Origin of the sequence: Pseudoalteromonas sp. H103 (genome assembly GCF_001469205.1) — a bacterium.
In the GTDB taxonomy this organism is placed as follows: Bacteria; Pseudomonadota; Gammaproteobacteria; order Enterobacterales; family Alteromonadaceae; genus Pseudoalteromonas; species Pseudoalteromonas carrageenovora.
In genome coordinates, this window is record NZ_LOFG01000001.1 from 105,562 (window position 1) to 127,823 (window position 22,262).

At 40.1% G+C, this 22,262-nt stretch carries 20 protein-coding genes; 15 read left to right on the plus strand and 5 right to left on the minus strand.

Annotated elements, in window-relative coordinates:
• The first annotated feature begins 95 nt into the window (after window positions 1-95).
• A complete protein-coding gene (locus tag ATS74_RS00565) occupies window positions 96-1,049 on the plus strand; it encodes a YihY/virulence factor BrkB family protein (protein ID WP_058547005.1) in 954 nt (317 codons plus the stop codon).
• Window positions 1,050-1,094: 45 nt separating this feature from the next.
• On the opposite strand, the gene ATS74_RS00570 is transcribed toward ATS74_RS00565, so the two are convergent.
• Together ATS74_RS00570 and ATS74_RS00575 are read right to left on the minus strand one after the other, a co-directional pair.
• On the minus strand, window positions 1,095-1,973 hold the full coding sequence (locus ATS74_RS00570; RefSeq protein WP_058547006.1) for a LysR family transcriptional regulator: 879 nt from the start codon (window positions 1,971-1,973) through the stop codon (window positions 1,095-1,097).
• 73 nt (window positions 1,974-2,046) lie between these two features.
• Window positions 2,047-5,085, minus strand: coding sequence for a bifunctional diguanylate cyclase/phosphodiesterase (locus ATS74_RS00575; RefSeq protein ID WP_058547007.1), 3,039 nt, complete (start codon window positions 5,083-5,085; stop codon window positions 2,047-2,049).
• A 340-nt stretch (window positions 5,086-5,425) separates the two neighbouring features.
• Here ATS74_RS00575 and ATS74_RS00580 point away from each other — a divergent pair, with 340 nt between their 5' ends.
• On the plus strand, window positions 5,426-6,268 hold the full coding sequence (locus ATS74_RS00580) for a pirin family protein (RefSeq protein ID WP_058547008.1): 843 nt from the start codon (window positions 5,426-5,428) through the stop codon (window positions 6,266-6,268).
• Window positions 6,269-6,278: 10 nt separating this feature from the next.
• Window positions 6,279-7,259 carry a glutathione S-transferase family protein gene (locus ATS74_RS00585; protein ID WP_058547009.1) on the plus strand — a complete coding sequence of 327 codons (981 nt, stop codon included), beginning with the start codon at window positions 6,279-6,281 and terminating at the stop codon, window positions 7,257-7,259.
• Between the two features lie 5 nt (window positions 7,260-7,264).
• On the opposite strand, the gene ATS74_RS00590 is transcribed toward ATS74_RS00585, so the two are convergent.
• From ATS74_RS00590 to ATS74_RS00600, 3 genes are read right to left on the minus strand one after another with little or no spacing between them, the layout of a single operon-like run.
• Window positions 7,265-7,507 (minus strand): hypothetical protein, encoded by a 243-nt coding sequence (locus ATS74_RS00590; RefSeq protein ID WP_058547010.1) that lies wholly within the window; start codon window positions 7,505-7,507, stop codon window positions 7,265-7,267.
• 10 nt (window positions 7,508-7,517) lie between these two features.
• Complete coding sequence (locus tag ATS74_RS00595; RefSeq protein ID WP_058547011.1) at window positions 7,518-7,967, minus strand: hypothetical protein; 450 nt, start codon at window positions 7,965-7,967, stop codon at window positions 7,518-7,520.
• A gap of 6 nt (window positions 7,968-7,973) precedes the next feature.
• Window positions 7,974-8,312, minus strand: a complete 339-nt coding sequence (locus ATS74_RS00600; RefSeq protein ID WP_082660542.1) for a DUF883 C-terminal domain-containing protein — start codon at window positions 8,310-8,312, stop codon at window positions 7,974-7,976.
• Window positions 8,313-8,814: 502 nt separating this feature from the next.
• Between ATS74_RS00600 and mraZ the strand changes: the two genes are divergently transcribed.
• Genes mraZ through ATS74_RS00660 form a run of 12 tightly spaced genes read left to right on the plus strand, consistent with a single transcriptional unit; the run spans window position 8,815 to window position 22,261 of the window.
• Window positions 8,815-9,273 carry a division/cell wall cluster transcriptional repressor MraZ gene (gene mraZ, locus ATS74_RS00605; RefSeq protein ID WP_058547012.1) on the plus strand — a complete coding sequence of 153 codons (459 nt, stop codon included), beginning with the start codon at window positions 8,815-8,817 and terminating at the stop codon, window positions 9,271-9,273.
• 28 nt (window positions 9,274-9,301) lie between these two features.
• Window positions 9,302-10,240 (plus strand): 16S rRNA (cytosine(1402)-N(4))-methyltransferase RsmH, encoded by a 939-nt coding sequence (rsmH, locus tag ATS74_RS00610; RefSeq protein ID WP_058547013.1) that lies wholly within the window; start codon window positions 9,302-9,304, stop codon window positions 10,238-10,240.
• Complete coding sequence (ftsL, locus tag ATS74_RS00615) at window positions 10,237-10,563, plus strand: cell division protein FtsL (protein ID WP_058547014.1); 327 nt, start codon at window positions 10,237-10,239, stop codon at window positions 10,561-10,563. Before rsmH ends, ftsL begins: the two co-directional genes overlap by 4 nt.
• Window positions 10,560-12,380 (plus strand): penicillin-binding transpeptidase domain-containing protein, encoded by a 1,821-nt coding sequence (locus ATS74_RS00620; RefSeq protein ID WP_058547015.1) that lies wholly within the window; start codon window positions 10,560-10,562, stop codon window positions 12,378-12,380. Before ftsL ends, ATS74_RS00620 begins: the two co-directional genes overlap by 4 nt.
• The gene (gene murE / locus ATS74_RS00625; RefSeq protein WP_058547016.1) at window positions 12,373-13,851 is read left to right on the plus strand and encodes a UDP-N-acetylmuramoyl-L-alanyl-D-glutamate--2,6-diaminopimelate ligase; all 1,479 of its coding nucleotides are present in this window, start codon (window positions 12,373-12,375) and stop codon (window positions 13,849-13,851) included. Before ATS74_RS00620 ends, murE begins: the two co-directional genes overlap by 8 nt.
• The gene (locus ATS74_RS00630; RefSeq protein WP_058547017.1) at window positions 13,848-15,236 is read left to right on the plus strand and encodes a UDP-N-acetylmuramoyl-tripeptide--D-alanyl-D-alanine ligase; all 1,389 of its coding nucleotides are present in this window, start codon (window positions 13,848-13,850) and stop codon (window positions 15,234-15,236) included. Before murE ends, ATS74_RS00630 begins: the two co-directional genes overlap by 4 nt.
• A complete protein-coding gene (mraY, locus tag ATS74_RS00635) occupies window positions 15,230-16,312 on the plus strand; it encodes a phospho-N-acetylmuramoyl-pentapeptide-transferase (protein WP_058547018.1) in 1,083 nt (360 codons plus the stop codon). The genes ATS74_RS00630 and mraY overlap by 7 nt, the downstream gene beginning before the upstream one ends.
• Entirely contained in the window at window positions 16,313-17,647 is a 1,335-nt protein-coding gene (murD, locus tag ATS74_RS00640) for a UDP-N-acetylmuramoyl-L-alanine--D-glutamate ligase (protein ID WP_058547019.1), read from the plus strand.
• The gene (ftsW, locus tag ATS74_RS00645; RefSeq protein ID WP_058547020.1) at window positions 17,644-18,819 is read left to right on the plus strand and encodes a cell division protein FtsW; all 1,176 of its coding nucleotides are present in this window, start codon (window positions 17,644-17,646) and stop codon (window positions 18,817-18,819) included. Before murD ends, ftsW begins: the two co-directional genes overlap by 4 nt.
• Window positions 18,816-19,892: an undecaprenyldiphospho-muramoylpentapeptide beta-N-acetylglucosaminyltransferase gene (murG, locus tag ATS74_RS00650; protein WP_058547021.1), complete on the plus strand. Its 1,077-nt coding sequence runs from the start codon at window positions 18,816-18,818 to the stop codon at window positions 19,890-19,892. The genes ftsW and murG overlap by 4 nt, the downstream gene beginning before the upstream one ends.
• Window positions 19,893-21,344 (plus strand): UDP-N-acetylmuramate--L-alanine ligase, encoded by a 1,452-nt coding sequence (murC, locus tag ATS74_RS00655; RefSeq protein ID WP_058547022.1) that lies wholly within the window; start codon window positions 19,893-19,895, stop codon window positions 21,342-21,344.
• A complete protein-coding gene (locus tag ATS74_RS00660) occupies window positions 21,341-22,261 on the plus strand; it encodes a D-alanine--D-alanine ligase (protein WP_058547023.1) in 921 nt (306 codons plus the stop codon). The genes murC and ATS74_RS00660 overlap by 4 nt, the downstream gene beginning before the upstream one ends.
• The last annotated feature ends 1 nt before the right edge of the window (window position 22,262 follow it).

Below are 22,262 nucleotides of genomic sequence, written 5' to 3' on the forward strand. Positions count from 1 at the left end.
AGTACCAAATTAATTATCAAACCATGTATCTGCTGATGTTTAAGTATTGGCAAACATATTGCTGTGTATAGGTTATAAAAATTAAGGATTTTAGTATGAATAAATCAACACGTGGGCAGCAAGCAGAGCAACCAGTTCATATTCCAATGCGAGGATGGTGGGATATAACGAAGCGTATTTTTAAGCAAATGAGTGAAGATAACTTATCAATAGTGGCCGCTGGTGTGGCGTTTTATGCCTTACTTGCTATTTTTCCGGCTATTGCGGCAACAGTGTCGGTGTATGCTTATTTTTCATCGCCCACAGATATTAGTGATCACTTAAGTAAAATTGTTACCTTACTTCCACAAAGTACTAGTGACCTTATTTTATCGCAGGTATCAAGCCTTGCCCAAACATCTAATGCAAGCCTCAGCTTAAGTGCAATAGGTACTTTAATTCTCACTATTTGGAGTAGCTCAAAGGGCAGTCAGGCGCTTATTACAGCGTGTAATATTAGTTATAGAGAATACGAGAAGCGATCATTTTTTCAGGCGCAAATAGTGCGTTTTTTATTTTCTGTTGGCGCTATTGTAGTCGCCATTTTTGCGCTACTTATTATTGGTATTTTACCTATAGTACTTAATTTAGTGGGATTAAAAGAAAGTATAGATTTACTTATTAAGCTTATATCGTGGCCACTACTTGCGTTTACTTTTAACTTTGCGTTAGTTCTTTTGTACCGTTATGCGCCGCACCGTAAACCCGCTAAATGGCGATGGATCACGCTAGGATCGTCTATTGCTACTATATTATGGATATTAGCCTCTATTGGTTTTTCGTTTTACGTATCACGTTTTTCTAGTTATAACGAAACGTATGGATCGCTCGGTGGTGTGGTTATCATGCTAATGTGGTTGTATATCAGTGCGTACATAATTACTTTAGGCGCTGTAATTAATGCTGCAACAGAGCAACAAACTGGTAAAGACAGTACAATAGGTCCGCCTAAAAAACGTGGTAAAAGAGGTGCCTACGTAGCAGATCACCTCGATGTAGAAAACGAGTAACGGCTTAATAAAACTAGTTAATTAACCAAAGCTTAGGTTAATAGTTTAGGTAGTAAGTGCAATGATCTGTTCTTTAAACTCTTGCGCTGCTGGCCCGAGTCTATCTGTATCGTTGCACATTAAATATAGGTTTAAAGCGCGGGTAGTACCTTGCTCTAAGTTAAGTGCTATTAAGGTCTGGTTTTCGATTAAAGCGCTTATTTTAGATTTTGGCAGCCACGCATAGCCTAAATTTTGGCTTACCATATCAATAGAGTTTTGTAAGTGACTCACAGTCCATCGCATATCTGCACCTAGCCAGCCTTCGTTATGGCTGGTTTGTGTTGCAGAGTCGCGCACTACTATTTGCCGGTGGAGTTTTAAATCGCGAAAATTGAGCTGCTCTGTTTGCTGATGCAATGGATGATCTTTATGGGCAACAGCAATAAACTCCACATCACACAGCATACTACAGCTAATGCCATATATAGGAATCGACGAAATAGCTAAATCAACAATACCGTTGCTTAAAAGCTCATTAGCCCCCGTTAATACACTTTGTACTAGCTCTATTTTTAAAAGAGGATAAAGCTCGCTTATTTTAACCAATGCTTGGTATAAAGTGGAATTAGGGAATACTTCGTCAACCGCTATTTTTAATGTGCTTTCTACGCCTTCGCTTAACGTGCTGGCAACCGACTCTATTTTACCGGCTTCTTCTATTAAAAATTCTGCACGGCGTAAAATAAGTTTACCGCTGTCGGTTAAAAATGCTTTTCGGCCTTTCACTTCAAGTAGCTTTATTTGCAGTGCAGCCTCTAGCTTTTGTACTGCATGATGCACCGTCGATTGGCTTTTATGCACGGCTGCACTTGCTCCTGCAAATCCACCGTGTTCAACAACGGCTTTAAACATTCTCCATTGTTCTAGTGTTGCTTTTGCCATATTCAAATCCTGTTACTACTTTTATCGATTGAATAACTTGACCGCACACCGCACATATTTATTGCGTAATAGCTCATTTATTATTAGAAATAACAACTTTATTGCTGCTCAGCAGTGTCATAAACTCTTTTTTAGGCATAGGTTTAGCAAATAAATAACCTTGTCCATAGTCACAACCCGCTTTTAATAAAAGCTCCATTTGTAGAGGTGTTTCAATTCCTTCTGCAATTACTTTAAGGCCAAGCTGATGCGCCATTACGATAATTGCTTCGCATAAAGCCAGCTCTTGGCTATCTGCTTTAATGTTATCTACAAAACGTTTATCTATTTTTAGGTAATCCGTATCCATTTCTTGAAGGTATGCAAGCGATGAATAGCCTGTGCCGAAGTCATCAAGAGCGAGTTCCATACCCGATTGAACCAACCTTTTTAAACGACTCTGTGTAAGCGCTTCAGGGTTGACCATTAAGCCTTCTGTAATTTCTGCAACAATAGACGATGCGGGTAGTTGTGCAGCAGCCAACATATCGCACCAATCATCTATTCCACTATCGGCAGTAGATAGTTGTACTGGAGATACGTTAACGCTAATTTGAAATTGCTGACCGCTTGCTGCTTTTATCTCTGTTAGTGTTTGTATAGCCTGAGCAAATACAAATTGGCCTAATACATTTATTTGCCTTGTTTCTTCAGCTAATGGAATAAAAGAATCAGGAGATACCAAACCATTTACAGGATGATGCCAGCGTATTAATCCTTCGGCTTTGTGTATATGTAAATCATTTAGGGCAACGATAGGCTGATAAAATAACTCAAACTGATGAAGCTCTATTGCACTTCGTAAATCTTTTAATAATTGCATACGGGCTTGTGCACGAATACGCATATCGGCAGAGAAAAATTCAAACCCATTACGGCCATTGCTTTTAGCTTTATACATAGCTTGGTCAGCGGCTTTTAAAAGCTGTTCGGTGCTTTGCCCGTCACTAGGGGCACACGCTATTCCCATGCTTGCACTTATAAATATTTCTTCGTTTTCAAGCATAAGGCCTGATGAAAGGCTTTGTAATATATTGCTCGCTATTTGGTTTATATGGCGAGTGCTTTTTATATGATTAAAAACAATTACAAATTCATCACCACCAATGCGAGCTACAAACTCGGCATTTTTGGCTGAGTGCACAATACGTTGAGAAACCAATTTAAGCAGGTTATCACCATAGTGATGGCCTAGCGTGTCGTTAATATCTTTAAAGCGATCTATATCTAGCAGCATAACAACGAGGTTATTATCTTCATTTTGAATAGCGTTAAAGCGCTGGTTTAAACGCTCTTTTAGCTCTAATCGATTAGGCAGGTCGGTTAGATGATCAAAATGAGTTCGTCGCCAAATAGTTTCATCTGCTTGTTTCTTATCTGTTAGATCAGTAAAAATAGCAACGCGACGAGTGGGTATTTTTTTATCGTCGTAAACGGTATCTATTTTTAGCCACTCAGTATAAATATCGCCGTTCTTTTTACGGTTTATTATTTCGCCTTGCCAACGACCTGTACTTCTAAGCTCTGCCCACATTAGTTGATAAAACTCTTTTGGGTGCTTACCCGATGATAAAATATGGCTAGTTTTGCCTATTACTTCTTCTTTACTGTATTGAGTGGTTTTACAAAATGCAGGGTTAACATCATAAATAATGCCGTTAGGGTCGGTGATAGCCATGCCTTCGCTACTATTGCTATACACAAGAGAGGCTAAATGAAGTGCTTTTTCGTTAATTCTTTTTTGACTAATATCTCTTAAAACGACTATAAACTCATTATTATTTTCAAGAGCATTTATACGAGCTTCAAAAAAGTGCTCGGTGGTACTCACCCTTAATTTAAACTCAATTGCTTGTGAGCTATCTGCATTATCTAAGTGTGATAACAACAATTGCGCATTTTCTTTTGGTAATACATTAACCAAATTTAACGCCGTTTCAGAATTTACCGTAAGCAGTGAGCTAATGTGCCCTCCAATATAAAGAACATCTCCAAATGCATTTATACGCATATAGGTATCGGGTAGAGCGTTTAATAAACTCATTAATTCGTTGTGTTTATTTTCTAATTTAGCTTCTGCTGAGAGGCGAGTTTGGGCCATTACTTCAAAACGATTATAAAGAGCGCGCAGTTCAGGGCTATTTGGCTTTTTGATGTATTTTGGCATTGTGCCATTTGCTAGTTCATCGGTTGCATTTGATAAATTGTCAATGGGGTTAAATATACTGGCTTTAATAAGGCGCCTAGCAAGTAGTACAAGCAATGCAATCGCTGCTAAAAAAACAAATATAGTTTTTAAAAAGCTAGCATTAACTTCGTTTATAAAATCTTCTACAGATACCGCTATATATATATCTAAATTATTATTATGCGCGTCTTTATAAATAACAGAGCGATGAAAAACTTGGTTTTCTCCATCAGTATTTTTAAACACAGTAAAAGAGCTCTTATCATGGAGTAAGTCTGTGTCTGTTATTTTTTTACCTAATTTGTTAGGGCGGCTTGGATAATTAGCAAGGATTAACCCATTAGGGTCGGCAATAACGGCTTTAGCGTTATCAGGTAACTCAGCTTCATTTAATGCAATATTCCACCAGTTCAATGCAATTACAGTAACTAAAGTCCCTTTCAATTTATTATTAGTATCAATTATCGGATATGCAAAGTTAACACTTTGAGCTTGAATACTTCTATCGTATTGAAAATACCCAACAGAAAAGTCTCTATTACTAATCGTATTTTGAAAGTAAGCCCTATCACTAATATTAATGTTATTACTGCGGCCATTTGTTACACATTGCAGCTCACCTTCGGCGTTAACAATGCCTATATTTGCAATATTGCTGTAAAGGGCTTTAATTTCAAAAAAGTAATCGGGGCAGGTTGTTGGTAACTTTTCGGTAGTTGCGGCTTTGTTTGCTAAAAATACAGTTAGACGTTTAACATCATCTACCATATTTTTTTGATGCAGGGTTAATTGCTTAGCTATGCTAACTATTCTTTCTTCACTTTTTTCAATGGCAGCATCACGCTCAAACCAAAGCGTAAACACAGTGACAGCTGCCCCGGGGATGCTAAGTAAGATTAGTAACCTGTAAAGCTGACTTTTAAGCGATGAAGTAAAAATAGGTTTTCCTTAAACTCAATTTCCTAAAAAATGATTGTAGACACAAAAGCTAAAAATAACCATATAAAATATAGGGTTGTATTAAATAATCGTTAAAATATAAGTGCTTAATAACTAAGTAGGTATTTTTAAAGCGGGTAATTATTTGTACCGAATATATATATCAGCAAGTTACTAGGTTTTAATTCTAAAAAATAGAATGTTTTACTCTATTTAAAGACATAGTTGTTTTGTTTATTGAATGCTTTAATAAACCCATCCTAATAGTGTTTATCGTGGACTTAAAATGAAAATATCTAAAGTATTGACCGCTTACGCAACTCAAGATGGGGACGGTGTAAATATTCGTCGAATACCAGGATTTGATGGCAAATATTTAGATCCTTTTTTAATGATTGATGAACTTAAATCTGATGATAAAAGCGATTACATGGGCGGGTTTCCAGCGCACCCGCATAGAGGTATTGAAACATTTACCTATATTTTAAAAGGTGGGTTTGAACACCAAGATCAAATGGGAAATAAAGAAGCCATAAGAGCCGGTGATGTTCAATGGATGAGTACAGGTAAAGGTGTAATGCACAGTGAAATGCCTTTAGCCGATGAGATAGATGGCTTACATGGATTTCAAATATGGATCAACATGCCAAGCGATGAAAAAATGCGTGAACCACGCTATCAAGACACCACTAAAAACCCTGTGCCAAGCTTTACAAATGATCAAGGTGTTACGCTAAAAGCGCTTGCAGGAAATTGGCAATTTGCAGATCAATTATTAAAGGCCGGTTTACAAAGCTTAGCGGCCAGTGCTGCGTTAGCTGATGTACATATACCCACTGAAAAAAGTATTCAGTTAGCGCCATTAGCACAACAAAAAGTGATGATTTATGTGCATAGTGGTTCAATAAGCACGAGTGATGGGCAAAGTTTTACTACAGGAAAGCTGATTACTTTAGAGCCCAATAGCGATATAAGCCTAAAATCAAAAGAGGGCGCTGGTGTATTAATACTTGCTGGGCAGCCATTAAATCAGCCAATAGCGCATATGGGGCCGTTTGTAATGACCACGCAAGATGAAATTAAACAAGCTGTTAGTGATTTTCAAAATGGCGAATTTGGCAAAATTTAAGGAGAAACCTATGGGTTTATTAGTAGATGGCCAGTGGCAAGATAAGTGGTACGACACCGATTCAAGTAACGGAAAGTTTAAACGTGAAGATGCGCAACTTCGTAACTGGGTAACGAGCGATGGTAATGCAGGCGCAACAGGTGAAGGCGGCTTTAAAGCACAGTCAAATCGTTACCATTTATATGTATCACTCGCATGTCCATGGGCTCACAGAGCGCTAATTTTTAGAGTACTAAAACAGCTTGAAGATATTATTTCTGTATCGGTTGTTAGTCCCGATATGTTAAATAATGGTTGGAGTTTTGATAAAAACAATCACAGCACAGGTGATGATTTATTTGACAGTGAATACTTACATCAAATTTATACAAAAAATAATTCCAGTTATACAGGGCGGGTAACAGTTCCGGTTCTTTGGGATAAACAGCAAAATAAAATAGTGAGTAACGAGTCGGCTGATATTATCCGTATGTTCAATAGCGCCTTTAATGAGATTACAGGTAATTTTGATGATTATTATCCAAAGGAACTACGTACTTCAATAGATGAAATAAATGCACTCGTATATCCAAATATAAATAATGGCGTGTATAAAACGGGGTTTGCAACAACTCAAGCAGCCTATGAAGAATCATTTGATGCGCTATTTATTGCGCTGGATAAAGTTGAGGAGATTTTAAGTACTAATCGTTATTTAACGGGTCGTAAATTGACCGAAGCAGATTGGCGTTTATTTACCACTTTAATACGTTTTGACAGTGTTTATGTAGGGCACTTTAAATGTAACTTGCGCACAATTGAAAGTTATCCCTTAATACGAGAGTACCTGCGAGAGCTTTATCAATTTGAAGGCATCGATAAAACAACTGATTTTTATCATATTAAACGCCACTACTATTTTAGCCACGCTATGATAAACCCAACGCAAGTAGTGCCCAAAGGGCCACAAATCAACTATAAAAGGGCCCATAACAGGGAAGGGGTCAAATAATTACTTTATGCTAATAGCTTTGCAAGCCAACCATATTTCCTTACGAAACTTGTATCGCTCTTGCCCGCTTGTACGGTAACTCCCGCCATAAAGGCTGATGTTAGTCCTACCTTAGTGGCGGCAAACCGTTTAATACGATACTTGAAGGCTGCGTGATGCTGACGTTTTAGTTCATCGCGCATATCCATCTGCTTTGAAAGAGCATCAACGTTATCATTGGGTGCTTTAATTAAATAGTTAACTAGCATTGTAATTTCCTTATAAGTTAAACAGTTGCTTTAAGCTTTTAATTGTTTTACTAAAGCCAATTTTATTACTTAAATATACTGTGTTTTTCCAAAGCCAGACTAGGCAAATAACCTGCGCCAAGGCAGCTGTTGCAATACTTAACCACACTGAGCCAAACAAGTCGTACATACCATAGCCAAGTGCCCCTAACAAACCAGCCCATAACAAAATCAAACCACTGGCAAAACAACCTAGAAATATAGTGATCAAAGCCATTGATCTAAGCGATAATCTCCACTCAGCTTTTGCAAGTTGGTGGGTGATCTTTCCTTGAGTGTGATAATCCTCCTTGAGTTGCTTAGAGTATTCAATGATTTTTGCTATATGATCCTGCCAATCGTCCTTTTGGCTTTGCTCGTCAGTGGTTTGGTTTTGAGCAGCCTCATCCTTGCGGGCTGCTGCTGTTTGTGAGCTGTTCATTGTCAATTACTTACGACGTAATAATGAAGTAAGTAGCATACCGGCTGCAAATGCGATCCCGGCAGTTGCTAATGGGTTTTCTGAAGCAAATGCACGTGTTTTGGTAGTACATTCAGAAAGTTTTTCTCGAGCAATAAGTTGTTTTTCACTTAGTGCTTCCGCTGAGCTTGAAGCGCCTTTTCGTACGCTTGATTCAGCTACTGATGCTTTGCTAGAAAGTGCGTCTACCGCATCATGTGCTACAGAGGTTGCTTTATCTGTAAATGGTGCTTCGCTCTCAGTTTGCTTAATTTCAGGTTTAATATTTGTCTCAGTGTTCGCTTTAGTATTTGTTGCAGTAGCCATAATCAATCCTTAATAAATAAAATAAAAAAATTTAACTGGTAGTTTTACTAATGCAACGATTAAACCAACCCTTTAAATTATTTTAACTGACTGAATTATATGTTTTTATTTTTATTTTCATCTATGGATTGAATCAGCTGTTTAATAGAATGAAGTAACAATTTCTGCTCTATTGAGTAAATTTTACATACTAATAATAAAGGATTAATTTTTTGTAATTATTCATTGGTTATTCAGTAAGCAAAGAGTGTAAACAAAAAGTTATCAGATACATGGAAAATAATTTTTATCCTTTAATTCCACTTTTTCCCACTTAATTCAACCGCTTTGCTTGAACCCTTATTTTTATTAGCCTTGAGAGTCGTTAAAGCTGGTCAGCTTACTTGACAAATGAGCTTGTCAAGCCCTAAACTGGAGCACTGTGGTAAAAAGTGGTTTTTAGTGGATCTAACTGGATCAAATTAATCGAAAGTCGATTAAACAATTTAAAAGTAGGCTTTTCATGTTTCGTGGCGCGAGTTCACTGAGTTTGGACGATAAAGGACGTTTTGCGGTACCTACCAAGTACCGAGACACTCTGCTATCTGAAGATCAGGGAACGGTTATATGTACCGTCGCATTAAATGAGCCGTGCTTATGGTTGTATCCGCTTGCTGAGTGGCTTGAAATAGAAAGCCGTTTAGCCAAAATCTCTAATATGAATCCTCGCGCTCGTCGCATGCAGCGTATGTTGCTTGGTAACGCCACAGAGTATCAACTTGATAAAAATGGTCGAATTTTGCTAGCGCCGTCATTGCGGTCGCATGCATCACTTGGCAAAAAAATAATGCTGGTTGGTTTGATGAATAAATTTGAAATTTGGGACGAGGCGCGTTGGCACGAGCAAATGCAGCAAGACACTGAGCTTGAGAGGCTTGGTGATTTTGAACCTAACCAAGATTTAGATAATTTCACACTCTAACGGCACAAAAAAAGGCAAACAATAGCTAATGACAGCGCAATTTGAACACGTATCCGTACTTATGGACGAAACCATCGATGCCCTTGCAATTAAGCCAGACGGTATATACATGGATGGTACTTTTGGACGTGGCGGCCACTCTGGACAAATTTTAGCACGCCTTGGTGATGAAGGTCGCTTACAAGCGATAGATCAAGATCCACAAGCTATTAAATCAGCTGAAAAATTTGCAGACGACTCTCGTTTTGCAATTGCACACACCCGTTTTTCAAATCTATACGACGTAGCAGAGCAAAACGATCTGTTAGGTAAAGTAGATGGCATTTTGCTTGATATTGGTGTGTCGTCGCCACAGCTTGATGATGCAGAACGCGGTTTTAGCTTTATGAAAGATGGTCCGCTGGATATGCGCATGGACCCAACAAGTGGTCGAAGTGCAGCGCAGTGGCTGGCTGAAGCTGAGCTTGAAGACATTACTCACGTAATTAAAACCTATGGCGAAGAAAAGTTTGGTAAACGTATCGCCCACAAAGTACTTGAGGTTCGTGAACATACGCCAATTACTACAACTAAGCAGCTTGCTGATTTAGTTGATGAAGCCGTACCGGTAAAAGATAAATATAAGCACCCAGCTACACGGACCTTTCAAGCAATTAGAATTTATATAAACAGTGAACTTGAAGAGATTCAAACTGCATTACAGTCTGCCGTTAAAGTGCTTAAACCTGGCGGGCGTTTAGTGGTGATTTCGTTTCATTCTCTTGAGGACAGAATTGTTAAACAATTTATTAGAAAACAGAGTAAGGGAGAAGCGTTACCCAGAGGTCTGCCTTTAACCGATGCACAAATAAATAAAAACCTGACGTTAAAAGCAGTGGGTAAAGCTATTAAACCAAGTGCTGCAGAAATAGAGCGTAATCCTCGTTCACGTAGCTCAGTACTTAGGATTGCACAGAGGTTGGGATGAGTAAAAAAGCGAACTATCGCCAACCTAATTTATTTTTAGAAATATTAAAAGGCCTAGGAGCTAACAAGCTAACCTCGGCCTTGTTGGTTGTGATATTCGCATCAAGCTTAGCTGTTGTGCAGGTGACTCACTTAGCTCGTGGACAGCTTATTAAGCAAGATACGCTGCTGCAAGAGCGTGATGAACTTGATTTGGAATGGCGCTATTTACTTGTAGAGGAAGAGTTTTACTCGCAGCATGCGCGTATTGAAGAAGTGGCTACATCGCAATTAAAAATGAAACGACCTACCAGTCAAGATGAGCAGGTAATAATAGTACAATGAGAACAAGTAGAGGCAAAAAACCAGCAGCAAACTTAATCACATGGCGCTTTATGCTGGTGTGTGGTGTGGTGTTTATGGTGTTTGTTACACTGGTGTCTCGTGCTGCTTATTTACAAGTAATCGAGCCTGATAAAGCGCGCTCAGAAAGCGACAAACGTACTGTACGAGTAGAAAAATTACATGTACAGCGCGGGATGATATTTGACCGTCACGGTAAAGAGCTTGCTGTAAGTGTACCTGTGGTGAGTGTGTATGCAGATCCTAAAGCGCTGCATAAATCACTTGTTGCTAAAGTAGTTAAACAAGCACGTAAAGACGGTGAAGATCACTTAGCGCTCACTGAAAACGCAGCTGAACTAGATAAACGTACCAGCTTATATTATAAAAACGATTTACGTTGGCGCGAGCTTGCTGATGTACTGCGTATTGACCCTAAAAAGATCAATTCTCGACTTTTAAACGATCCTAGCCGCCGCTTTGTGTATTTAAAGCGCCAAGTTACTCCTGCAGTTGCAAATTATATTGGCGACTTACGCTTACCTGGTATTCATTTACTTGATGAATCTAAACGTTATTACCCTGCAGGTGAAGTGACAGCTCATATCATTGGCTTTACAAACATTGATGGTAAAGGCATTGAGGGCATTGAAAAGCTCTACGAAAATGCACTTACAGGCGAAGAAGGGCGCCGTACTATTCGTAAAGATGCTCAAGGTCGTGAAGTTGAAGTACTTGATGAACGTGAACGCGTAGAGCCAGAAAGCATTCAACTAAGTATTGACCAACGTATTCAAGCTATAGCTTATAAAGCAGTAAAATCTGCAGTACTCACCTATAAAGCAACATCGGGGTCGGCCATGGTGGTTGATGTTAAAACCGGTGAAGTTCTTGCCATGGTGAACAGCCCTTCATTTAATCCAAATAACTTAAATGATGCAGCCCCGCATAAGCGTCGTAACCGTGCTATTACCGATTTGTTTGAACCTGGCTCAACCGTTAAGCCACTAGCCATTTTGGCTGGGCTAGACTACGGCGCAATTAAGGCTGACGACACGATTGATACCTACCCAGGTTGGATGCGTTTAGGTGGTAGCTTAGTAAGAGATACCCGTAATCACGGTGAAATGACACTTCGCGAAATCCTAAAATATTCATCAAACATGGGCGTAGCCAAAGTAACGCAACAAGTGCCAAAAGATTACCTAGTAGGGTTATACCAAAAAGTAGGCTTTGGCAGCGACACAGGCACGGGCATGGTGGGTGAAAGCAGTGGTTTGTTTTATCCAAACCGTCGTTGGTCAGACTTTGAAATTGCAACGCTGTCTTTTGGCTATGCGATTTCGGTAAGTACCGCACAAATGGCGCGTTTTTATACCATGTTAGGGGCAGGTGGCGTAAATCGTCCTCTTACTATTTTAAAGCAAGATAATGTACCTGAAGGCGAGCGTATTTTTAAGCAAAAAGATGTAGAAGCCGTAGTACACATGATGGAAAGCGTGTTTGAAAAAGATGGCACCGCGCGAAACGTAAAAGTTGATGGATACCGTGCTGCTGGTAAAACAGGGACTTCTAAAAAGGCTGTTGCTGGTGGTTATGGTGATGAATACGTAGGTTATTTTGCGGGTGTTGCACCTGCGAGTAACCCACGCTTGGCTGTGGTAGTTATGATTAACGAGCCTGGTGGTGATGTGTACTATGGAGGTGCCACTGCTGGCCCTGCATTTGCAGAAATCATCTCTAACGCATTAAGAATATTAAACGTTGCACCAGATAAGGAAGAGGTTGCGTACGTAAAAGGTAAAGATAACGATGCGTGATTTAAAGGCTATTTTAAAATACATTGATATAGATGCACCTTCGCAGGTAGTTAAACATTTACGACTCGATAGCCGTGATGTTACACCCGGAGATGTGTTTGTTGCTATAAAAGGTCATCAATTAGATGGCGGGCAGTTTATTGATAAAGCAATTGAGAACGGCGCTACAGCTATTATTGCAGATAGATTATGTGAATTTGACGTAAGCTTTGAACCTCTTTATTTAGTAACAGAGCTTGATAAAAAACTGCCAGAACTAGCAAGTCGTTTCTATGACCAACCGAGTCATGATTTAGATTTGATTGGCGTAACGGGTACTAACGGTAAATCAACCACAACAGCAATGATTGCTCATTTAGCGCAATTTTGCAGTACAGATTCGGCCATTATTGGCACGCTAGGGTATGGTCACCCAGACACACTTACGCCACTTATTAATACCACGCCTTCGACTGTTGATTTACAGCATATATTAAGCGATTTAAACCAACAGCATAAAAAACTGATTGCTATGGAAGTATCATCGCACGGTTTAGTGCAGCACCGTGTAGCACAGTGTCAATTTAAAGCGGCGGTGTTTACTAATTTATCGCGTGATCACTTAGATTATCATGGTGATATGGCAAGTTATGGCGATGCAAAGCTAATGTTGTTTCGCGATTTTGAACCACAGCATGTAGTGCTCAATCAAGATGACGGACAAGCAGAGCAGTGGCTAGAAAAATACAATTTTAATAACTTAGTGTGTTATGGGCGTAAAAATTTAGCCCCCGCTAATGCCAAATTTGTGTATTTTTCTGACATTGAATATTCTAACAATGGTATTTCGGCGCAATTAATCACTAGTTGGGGTGATGTTAAGATAAAATCCCCGCTGTTTGGCGAATTTAATTTATATAATTTAACTGCTGCACTCGCTACATTACTTAGTTTAGGTTATCCGCTGGAGCAACTTGTTGCAGGTTGTGCGCATTTACAGCCTGTTGCTGGGCGTATGCAAGCATTTAGCGAAACAGACAAGCCAACATGTGTTGTTGATTATGCACATACACCTGAGGCATTAGCACTTGCATTACAAGCGCTGCAAAAACATGTGCCAGGCGGTGTAAGCTGTGTGTTTGGCTGTGGTGGCGATAGAGATAAAGGCAAGCGCGCTCTAATGGCGCAAGCTGCTGAGCAAAATGCTAATAAGGTTATTATTACTAGCGATAACCCACGCTCAGAAAACCCAGACGCGATTATTGCAGAAGTAGCAGCAGGTTTAACGCATCCTGAAAAGGCCCATTTAGAGGCCGACCGAGCAACCGCAATTAGTTACGCAATAAATAATGCTGCAGCCGGCGACGTTATTTTAATTGCTGGTAAAGGGCATGAAGATTATCAAATAATTGGCGATACGCGCATAGACTTTTGCGATCGCCGTTATGTACAAGAACAACTAAAAAAAGCAGTAAGAGGGATAACTCAATGATCCCAATGGATTTTGATTGGCTGGCTAATGTGCTAGCAACCGATTATCAAGGTGATAATCAAAAAGTGATTAATATAAACACTGATACCCGCAGCATTTGCGAAGGTGAAGTGTTTTTAGCACTTAAAGGCCCTAATTTTGATGGCCATAAATTTATAGAACAGGCTAAACAAAAAGGCGCTATAGGTGTCATTGTTCAACACAAAGTAGCTGTTGATATTGCACAATTTGTTGTTGGCGATACGCGCATTGCGTTAGGTGATATTGGTGCAGCGGTAATGGCGCAAGTTGCTCCTAAAACAATTGCTATTACCGGCAGCGTGGGTAAAACCACTGTAAAAGAAATGTGCGCTGCTATTTTATCTGTGCAGGGTGATGTACTTGCCACTAAAGGCAATTTTAATAACGACATTGGTGTACCACTTACTTTATTACGTTTAGAGCCACACCATCGCTTTGCTGTAATAGAGCTTGGAGCAAACCATTTAGGTGAAATTGCTTACACAACAGCAATGGCAAAACCCGATGTAGCTGTTGTATGTAATGTGGCGGCTGCACACTTAGAAGGTTTTGGCAGCTTAATGGGTGTAGCTAAAGCAAAAGGTGAGATTTTTGATGGCTTAAAAGATGATGGCGTTGCCATTGTTAATTGCGATAGCGAATTTAGCCAATATTGGCTTGATAAGTTAACAGATAAAAACGTTAAGCGCTTATCAAGTACAGAAAAACTCGATATTTGGGCTGAAAATATTAGCCTAGACGAAAACGCAAGAGCAAGCTTTACCCTTTGTACTAACAACAAGCAAGTACCTGTAACTTTGGCGCTTCCGGGTAAACATAATATTAGTAACGCACTCATAGCCGCAGCACTTACCAGCGAATTTGACGTATCTCTTGAAGAAATTGCTAATGCGCTTGCCACTATGGGCGATGTTAAAGGCCGCGTAAATCTAATTAATGTCAGTGACACATTAACGGTAATAGATGATACCTATAACGCAAACGTTAAGTCGGTAAAAGCCGCTATTGATTTGCTTGGTAATATTAAAGGTCACCGTATTTTAGCGCTTGGCGATATGGGAGAGCTTGGTGAAGATGCCCGTATGTATCACCAAGAAGTTGGCGAGTATGCATTAGAGCAAGGGATTGATGAGCTGTTTACCCTCGGTGTGCTTAGCAAATCAGCCAGTGATGTATTTGAAAAGCCTAATCGTCATTTTTCAAATCGTGATGAGATGCTCAAACAAATTCAATTAAGTCTTAGTAAAGTAGATAGTAAAACCACAATAGTAGTGAAAGGATCTCGCAGTTCTCGTATGGAATTATTAGTAACCGATTTAGTAAATGGCCAGCAACATGCCATCAATGGAGTATCATCATGTTAGTTTGGCTGGCAGAGTATTTAACTCAGTATTTTAGTGGTTTTCATGTTTTTTCGTATTTAACGCTGCGTGCCATTTTAGGTATTTTGACAGCGTTAATGATGTCGTTATATTTCGGTCCAAAGCTGATTCGTGCATTACAGCGTATGCAAATAGGCCAGGTTGTTCGCCACGATGGCCCTGAATCGCATTTGTCTAAAAGAGGCACGCCTACTATGGGCGGCATATTAATTTTAGGTGCTATTTTTACAAGTACCTTGCTGTGGGCTGATTTATCAAACAAATATGTGTGGGCTACTTTATTTGTAATTGGCTCGCTAGGTGTGGTGGGCTTTATAGATGATTACCGTAAGGTTATTCGTAAAGATCCAAAAGGTCTAATTGCTAAATGGAAGTATTTTTGGCAATCGGTAATTGCTTTAGTGGTTGCCACAGCGCTTTACGCAACCAGCACACAAGCGGCTGAAACCTCTCTCGTTGTGCCATTTTTTAAAGATGTATTACCGCAGTTAGGCTTGTTTTACATTGTAATTACCTACTTTGCATTAGTCGGTACCTCAAACGCCGTAAACTTAACCGATGGCCTAGATGGCTTAGCTATAGTACCTACTATTTTAGTCGCGGCAGCACTTGCCATAATTGCTTACTTAACGGGTAACATTAACTTTTCGGCTTACTTACATATTCCGCATTTACCACTTGCTAGTGAGCTTGTAGTGGTGTGCACCGCTATTGTTGGCGCTGGGCTAGGCTTCTTATGGTTTAACACTTATCCGGCACAAGTATTTATGGGCGATGTAGGTTCGCTTGCACTCGGTGGTGCGCTGGGGATTATTGCTATTTTAGTTCGCCAAGAGTTACTGCTTATTATTATGGGTGGCGTGTTTGTAATGGAAGCCTTATCGGTAATTTTACAAGTGGGCTCATACAAATTACGCGGACAACGAATTTTTAGAATGGCGCCTATCCATCATCATTACGAATTAAAAGGTTGGCCTGAGCCACGCGTTATTGTGCGCTTTTGGATTATTTCTATTGTGCTTGTGCTTGCAGGCCTAGCGACATTAAAGATTCGATAAATGCAGTATTTAAACGAGATAAAAAACAAACAAATAACAGTGCTCGGACTCGGTGTAACCGGTCTGGGCATTGTGCGTTTTTTATTATCTCATGGCTTTTCGCCAAAGGTTATAGATAGCCGCAAAAATCCCCCCGGGATTGATTGGCTAAAAGAGCATGCGCCACAGCTAAGTACTCACTTTGGTAACTTGGACGGTGCAGCACTTTGTAAAAGTGACATGATCATTATTAGCCCAGGGCTTAGCTTAAAAATACCTGCAATCGCAAAGGCTATTGAGTCAGGCGTTGAAGTTATTGGTGACGTTGAGTTATTTGCTCGCATAAATACTAAACCGGTTGTAGCAGTAACGGGCTCTAATGGTAAATCAACCGTTGTAACCCTTGCCTATGAAGTACTAAAAGCGGCAGGTTATAAAGTTGCGCTTGGCGGGAATATTGGTACTGCGGTATTAGATTTACTAAGCGATGATTTTGACGTGTATGTGCTGGAGCTTTCAAGTTTTCAGCTTGATACAAGCTCGAGCTTAAAACCTATTAGCGCGACGGTATTAAATGTATCTGAAGATCATCTAGATCGTTACGACAGTTACCAAGCTTATATCGATTCAAAATTAAGCATTTATAACAATGCTGAGCTTATAGTAATAAACGCAGATGATATTCAAACTAAGCCTATTAGCCGCTCTTTAGCGCCGCAAATGAGTTTTGGCACCGACCAAGGTGATTATCACTTAGCTGAGCATAATAGTGAGCTGCACTTTATAGCGAAGGGCGAGGCATATTTACCTGTTAGTAAGCTTGCGGTAGTAGGTAAGCACAATTACTTAAATACCCTGTCTGTTATGGCGTTATTGAGCCCGTTTAATATTACCAAAGCTCAGTACACAACAGCACTTAGCCAATTTCATGGTTTAGCGCACCGCTGCCAATTTGTAAGCGATAAAAATGGCGTTAAGTACTTTAACGATTCTAAAGCCACTAATGTGGGCGCAACCATTGCGGCAATAGATAGTTTAGCCTCAGAGTACGAAAACCTGATTGTAATAGCTGGTGGCGATGCTAAAGGTGCTGATTTAAGTGCGCTAAAACCATATATAAAAAATCATGTAAAAGCGCTCGTTTGCTTTGGTAAAGATGCAAATAAACTTGCGGCACTTACTAGTAAATCTCATTTAGTAAATAATATGCAAGAAGCTGTGGCACTTGCACAAGTACTTAGCAAACGTGGTGATATTGTTTTGCTTGCTCCTGCGTGTGCCAGCATTGATATGTATAACAATTATATGCAACGTGGTGATGACTTTGTGCAGTGTGTAGTGGAAGGGCAACTATGATTGCTTTTGCTGATTTAAAAGAAGCCCTAACGCCTAAACCATCAGCCCAGCTTTATGATGTACCTTTGCTTTATTGCATGTTAATGCTTATTGGGGTGGGTTTTGTAATGGTGACCAGCGCCTCAATGCCTACTGCAGATAGGCTGTTTGGTGATATTTACCATTTTACAATTCGACACGGTATTTTTTTAGCGTTGTCGTTTTGTTTATTTTGGATAACCACGTTAGTGCCTATGAGTTGGTGGAAAAAAGCCAACCCTTATTTATTGCTAATAGGTTTAGTGCTGCTACTTGTAGTGCTAATTGTTGGCCGTGAGGTAAATGGTTCAACGCGTTGGATACCTGTAGGGCCTTTTAATATACAAGCATCTGAGCTAGCTAAGTTATTCTTTTTTAGTTATATAGCCGGTTATTTGGTACGTAAGCGAGAAGAAGTACAAGAAAATATTAAAGGTTTTGCAAAGCCAATAGCAGTGTTTGCTGTATACGCATTACTTATTTTATTACAGCCCGATTTAGGCACCGTGGTTGTTATGTTTGTTACAACGGTAGGCCTTTTATTTTTAGCTGGCGCAAAGCTTTGGCAGTTTTTTGCATTAATTTTAACAGGCGTTGCGCTGGTTGTTGGCTTAATTGTTTTAGAGCCATATCGAATGGCACGTGTTGTTGGTTTTTTAGAGCCTTGGGATGATCCATTTGGTAAAGGCTATCAGTTAGTGCAGTCATTGATGGCATACAGTCAAGGTGATTGGTTTGGTCAAGGACTTGGAAATAGCGTACAAAAGTTACAGTACTTACCAGAGGCTCATACCGACTTTATTTTTGCTGTTATCGCTGAAGAACTTGGTTTTGTAGGCGTACTAAGCATTTTAATGGTGTTAGGTACTTTGGTGTTTAGGGCTTTATTAATTGGCCAAACAGCACTTAAAAATGGTAAAGAATATGAGGGCTATTTAGCCTTAGCAATTGGCATTTGGTTTGCGTTTCAAACCATGGTTAATGTAGGTGCAAGTGCAGGAATATTACCCACAAAAGGGTTAACATTGCCGTTTATTTCGTATGGTGGCTCAAGCTTATTAATGATGACGATTGCCACTGGTATTTTATTGCGTGTTGATTTTGAAACTAAAATGGCAACCAAGCAAGCCACCTCACGTGGAGGTAAGCGATGAGTAAAAAATTAGTAGTAGTAGCAGGCGGAACTGGCGGGCATATATTTCCGGGTATTGCTGTAGCTGATTATTTAAAAAACCAAGGCTGGGAAGTCAGCTGGATAGGCACACCCGATAGAATGGAAGCCGAGGTTGTGCCAAAGCACAATATTGAGATTGATTTTATTAATGTAAAGGGCGTACGCGGTAATGGCTTAAAGCGTCTTATTAAAGCCCCATTCATGGTACTTAATGCAATATTGCAGGCGCGTAAGGTATTGAAATCTCAACAACCTGATGTAGTACTTGCAATGGGTGGCTATGTAACCGGGCCAACCGGTATTGCGGCTAAAAGTTTGGGTATTCCACTGGTTATTCATGAGCAAAATGCGGTTGCTGGAATGAGTAATAGATGGTTGGCTAAATTTGCTAATAAAGTACTAGCCGCTTTTCCGAGTGCTTTTGATAAAGGCCAAGCTGAGCTTGTAGGTAATCCTGTTCGCCAAAGTGTGGCTGATGTGCCTAAGCGTGAAGTTTCAAACCCTATAAATGTACTCGTTGTAGGTGGTTCGTTAGGTGCTCAAGTACTTAACCAGACCTTACCTGAAGCATTTAAAGTTATGGCAAACACATGTGATTTAAATGTGTGGCATCAAACGGGTAAAGGGCACTTAGAGAGCGTTAAAGCTGCTTATAAACTACATCAATTTACTGAGCAGCAAGTAAAGGTAGCACAATTTATTGATGATATGGATGCAGCCTATAGCTGGGCCGACATTGTTATTTGCCGAGCGGGTGCACTAACGGTAAGCGAAATTGCCGCAGCGGGTAAAATGGCCGTATTTGTACCATTTCCGCATGCCGTTGACGATCATCAAACTGCTAACGCACAGTATTTAGTAATGGCTAATGGCGCTTTATTGATGCCACAAGGGCAATTTAATAAACAGTCTATTGTTGCGCTGTTGAGTCCTTATTTAGCACAACCAAAATTAATTGATGAAATGGCTAATAATGCTAAAAAGCAAGCCATTTTAGATGCCACAGCAAGCGTAGCTGCGCACTGTGAGCAAGTAACAAATAAGAGAAAATAAGTGAAAGAAACGTCATTACAAGAAAAATATTCACGACCAGCGATGCGTCGAATAGACACCATACATTTTATAGGTATTGGTGGCGCTGGTATGGGCGGTATTGCAGAAGTACTTGCTTTTGAAGGTTATCGTATTACAGGGTCTGATATTGCGCACAGTGCAATGACAGAGCGCTTGATAAAAGCCGGTGCAGAAGTCTTTATTGGCCATCACGAAAATAACGTAAAAGATGCAAACGTAGTGGTTGTTTCAAGCGCAATAGATGAAACAAACCCGGAAATTATAGCTGCAAAAGCGGCGCGTATACCAGTAGTTCGCCGTGCAGAAATGCTTGCCGAGTTAATGCGTTTTCGCCATGGTATTGCTATTGCGGGTACTCACGGCAAAACAACTACAACGAGTTTAATTGCCAGTATTTATGCCCAAGCAGGGCTTGATCCTACCTTTATTATTGGTGGTTTATTAAATAGTGCAGGTAGTAATGCAAAGGTTGGTAAAAGCGACTTTTTAATTGCAGAAGCAGATGAAAGTGATGCGTCATTTTTACATTTACAGCCTATGGTGTCGGTGATCACTAATATTGAAGAAGATCACATGGATACCTACGGCGGTAGTCTTGAGAAAATGAAAGACACCTATGTAGATTTTATCCATAACCTACCGTTTTATGGCTTAGCTGTCGTGTGCATTGACTCAGAAGTTGCCAGCGAGCTAATCCCACGTTTTGCTCGCCCTGTAATTACCTATGGCGAAGCACGCGATGCCGATTATCGCATGAGCGACTTTAGTCAATCTGCCAATACGTGTACGTTTACCGTAACAAGTAAAAATGGCGATAGCTTAACTGCTACGCTTAATATGCCTGGTAAGCACAATGCATTAAATGCAACTGCTGCAATTGCTGTAGCTAAAGATCAAAACATTGCTAATTATGCGATTTTAGAAGCACTGCAAAAGTTTGAAGGAATTGGCCGTCGTTTTCAGCATTACGGTGAATTTGAGAACGAGCGCGGTAATGTAATGCTTGTTGATGATTATGGTCATCACCCGTCGGAAGTAGCGGCTACTATAGCGGCTGTTCGTGAAGGGTGGCCAGATAAGCGCTTGGTAATGGTTTATCAACCACATAGATTTAGCCGTACTCGTGACTTATACGAAGACTTTGTAAAAGTATTAGCCGATGTTGATCAATTACTTTTACTTGATGTGTATAGCGCCGGAGAAGACCCCATTGTAGGAGCAGATAGTAAAAGTCTGTGCCGTAGTTTACGTCAACGCGGCAAAGAGCCTCTGCACGTAGCTACCAATGCTGAACTTGCAGGTGTGCTAGCAGCAAACTTACAAAATAATGATTTAGTATTAACCCAAGGCGCTGGTAACATAGGTCAACTAGTTAAAACATTAGCTGCAACGGGTATGTCGATAGAAAAACTTAAACAGGGTGAAGTATGACTCAGGTAAATACACAATTTGGTAAAGTAGCGGTACTGCTAGGTGGAAACTCAGCAGAGCGTGAAGTGTCTTTACGATCGGGTCAGGCTGTTTTAAACGCGCTACAAAATAGTGGCGTAGATGCAATCGCATTCGACCCTCAAAATCGCTCGTTGTGGGAATTAAAAGAATTAAATGTAGATCGTGTTTTTATCGCTCTTCATGGCCGTGGTGGTGAAGATGGCACTGTGCAAGGTGCGCTTGAGTTTATGAATCTACCTTACACAGGTAGTAATGTGCTTGGATCTGCACTGGCTATGGATAAAGTTCGTTGTAAGCACCTATTTAAATCTGCTGGTTTAAGTACAGCACCTTATGCAGTAGTGGATGCTAAAAAAGGTTTTGATGCTAAAGCCATTATGGATGAGTTTAAAAAAGTAATGGTTAAGCCATCACATGAAGGCTCAAGCATTGGCATGGCACAAGCAAGTAGCGCACAAGAGCTAGAAGAAGCATTGGCCAATGCATTTAAGTTTGATAATCAGGTATTAGTCGAGCAGTGGATAACAGGACGAGAATTTACCGTTACAGTGCTTGGAGATGAAGTACAACCCGTTATTGAGATGACCACACCTAACGGTTTTTACGATTACCAAGCTAAGTATCAATCAAATACAACGCAGTACCATTGCCCAGCGGATTTATCTGCGCAAGACACTCAATATTTGCAAACAATATCGCTTGATGCATTTGATTTAGTCGGTGCAAGTGGCTGGGGCCGAGTAGATGCTATGCAAGATGAGCAAGGTAATTTTTACTTACTAGAAGTAAATACAGTACCCGGGATGACTGAAAAATCGCTCGTGCCAATGGCAGCAAAAGCAAATGGGGCAACTTTTGAGCAATTAGTTGTTCGCATTTTAGAGCAAACGCTTTAAT

What these genes read in the sequence shown, in the direction of transcription:
- mraY (WP_058547018.1), top strand. Translation starts at nt 15,230, where the DNA reads ATGTTAGTTTGGCTGGCAGAGTATTTAACTCAGTATTTTAGTGGTTTT.
- ftsW (WP_058547020.1), top strand. Translation starts at nt 17,644, where the DNA reads ATGATTGCTTTTGCTGATTTAAAAGAAGCCCTAACGCCTAAACCATCA.
- ATS74_RS00600 (WP_082660542.1), bottom strand. Translation starts at nt 8,312, where the DNA reads ATGGCTACTGCAACAAATACTAAAGCGAACACTGAGACAAATATTAAA.
- ATS74_RS00585 (WP_058547009.1), top strand. Translation starts at nt 6,279, where the DNA reads ATGGGTTTATTAGTAGATGGCCAGTGGCAAGATAAGTGGTACGACACC.
- mraZ (WP_058547012.1), top strand. Translation starts at nt 8,815, where the DNA reads ATGTTTCGTGGCGCGAGTTCACTGAGTTTGGACGATAAAGGACGTTTT.
- ATS74_RS00660 (WP_058547023.1), top strand. Translation starts at nt 21,341, where the DNA reads ATGACTCAGGTAAATACACAATTTGGTAAAGTAGCGGTACTGCTAGGT.
- ATS74_RS00620 (WP_058547015.1), top strand. Translation starts at nt 10,560, where the DNA reads ATGAGAACAAGTAGAGGCAAAAAACCAGCAGCAAACTTAATCACATGG.
- ftsL (WP_058547014.1), top strand. Translation starts at nt 10,237, where the DNA reads ATGAGTAAAAAAGCGAACTATCGCCAACCTAATTTATTTTTAGAAATA.
- rsmH (WP_058547013.1), top strand. Translation starts at nt 9,302, where the DNA reads ATGACAGCGCAATTTGAACACGTATCCGTACTTATGGACGAAACCATC.
- murE (WP_058547016.1), top strand. Translation starts at nt 12,373, where the DNA reads ATGCGTGATTTAAAGGCTATTTTAAAATACATTGATATAGATGCACCT.
- ATS74_RS00630 (WP_058547017.1), top strand. Translation starts at nt 13,848, where the DNA reads ATGATCCCAATGGATTTTGATTGGCTGGCTAATGTGCTAGCAACCGAT.
- ATS74_RS00590 (WP_058547010.1), bottom strand. Translation starts at nt 7,507, where the DNA reads ATGCTAGTTAACTATTTAATTAAAGCACCCAATGATAACGTTGATGCT.
- murD (WP_058547019.1), top strand. Translation starts at nt 16,313, where the DNA reads ATGCAGTATTTAAACGAGATAAAAAACAAACAAATAACAGTGCTCGGA.
- ATS74_RS00595 (WP_058547011.1), bottom strand. Translation starts at nt 7,967, where the DNA reads ATGAACAGCTCACAAACAGCAGCAGCCCGCAAGGATGAGGCTGCTCAA.
- ATS74_RS00570 (WP_058547006.1), bottom strand. Translation starts at nt 1,973, where the DNA reads ATGGCAAAAGCAACACTAGAACAATGGAGAATGTTTAAAGCCGTTGTT.
- ATS74_RS00580 (WP_058547008.1), top strand. Translation starts at nt 5,426, where the DNA reads ATGAAAATATCTAAAGTATTGACCGCTTACGCAACTCAAGATGGGGAC.
- murG (WP_058547021.1), top strand. Translation starts at nt 18,816, where the DNA reads ATGAGTAAAAAATTAGTAGTAGTAGCAGGCGGAACTGGCGGGCATATA.
- ATS74_RS00565 (WP_058547005.1), top strand. Translation starts at nt 96, where the DNA reads ATGAATAAATCAACACGTGGGCAGCAAGCAGAGCAACCAGTTCATATT.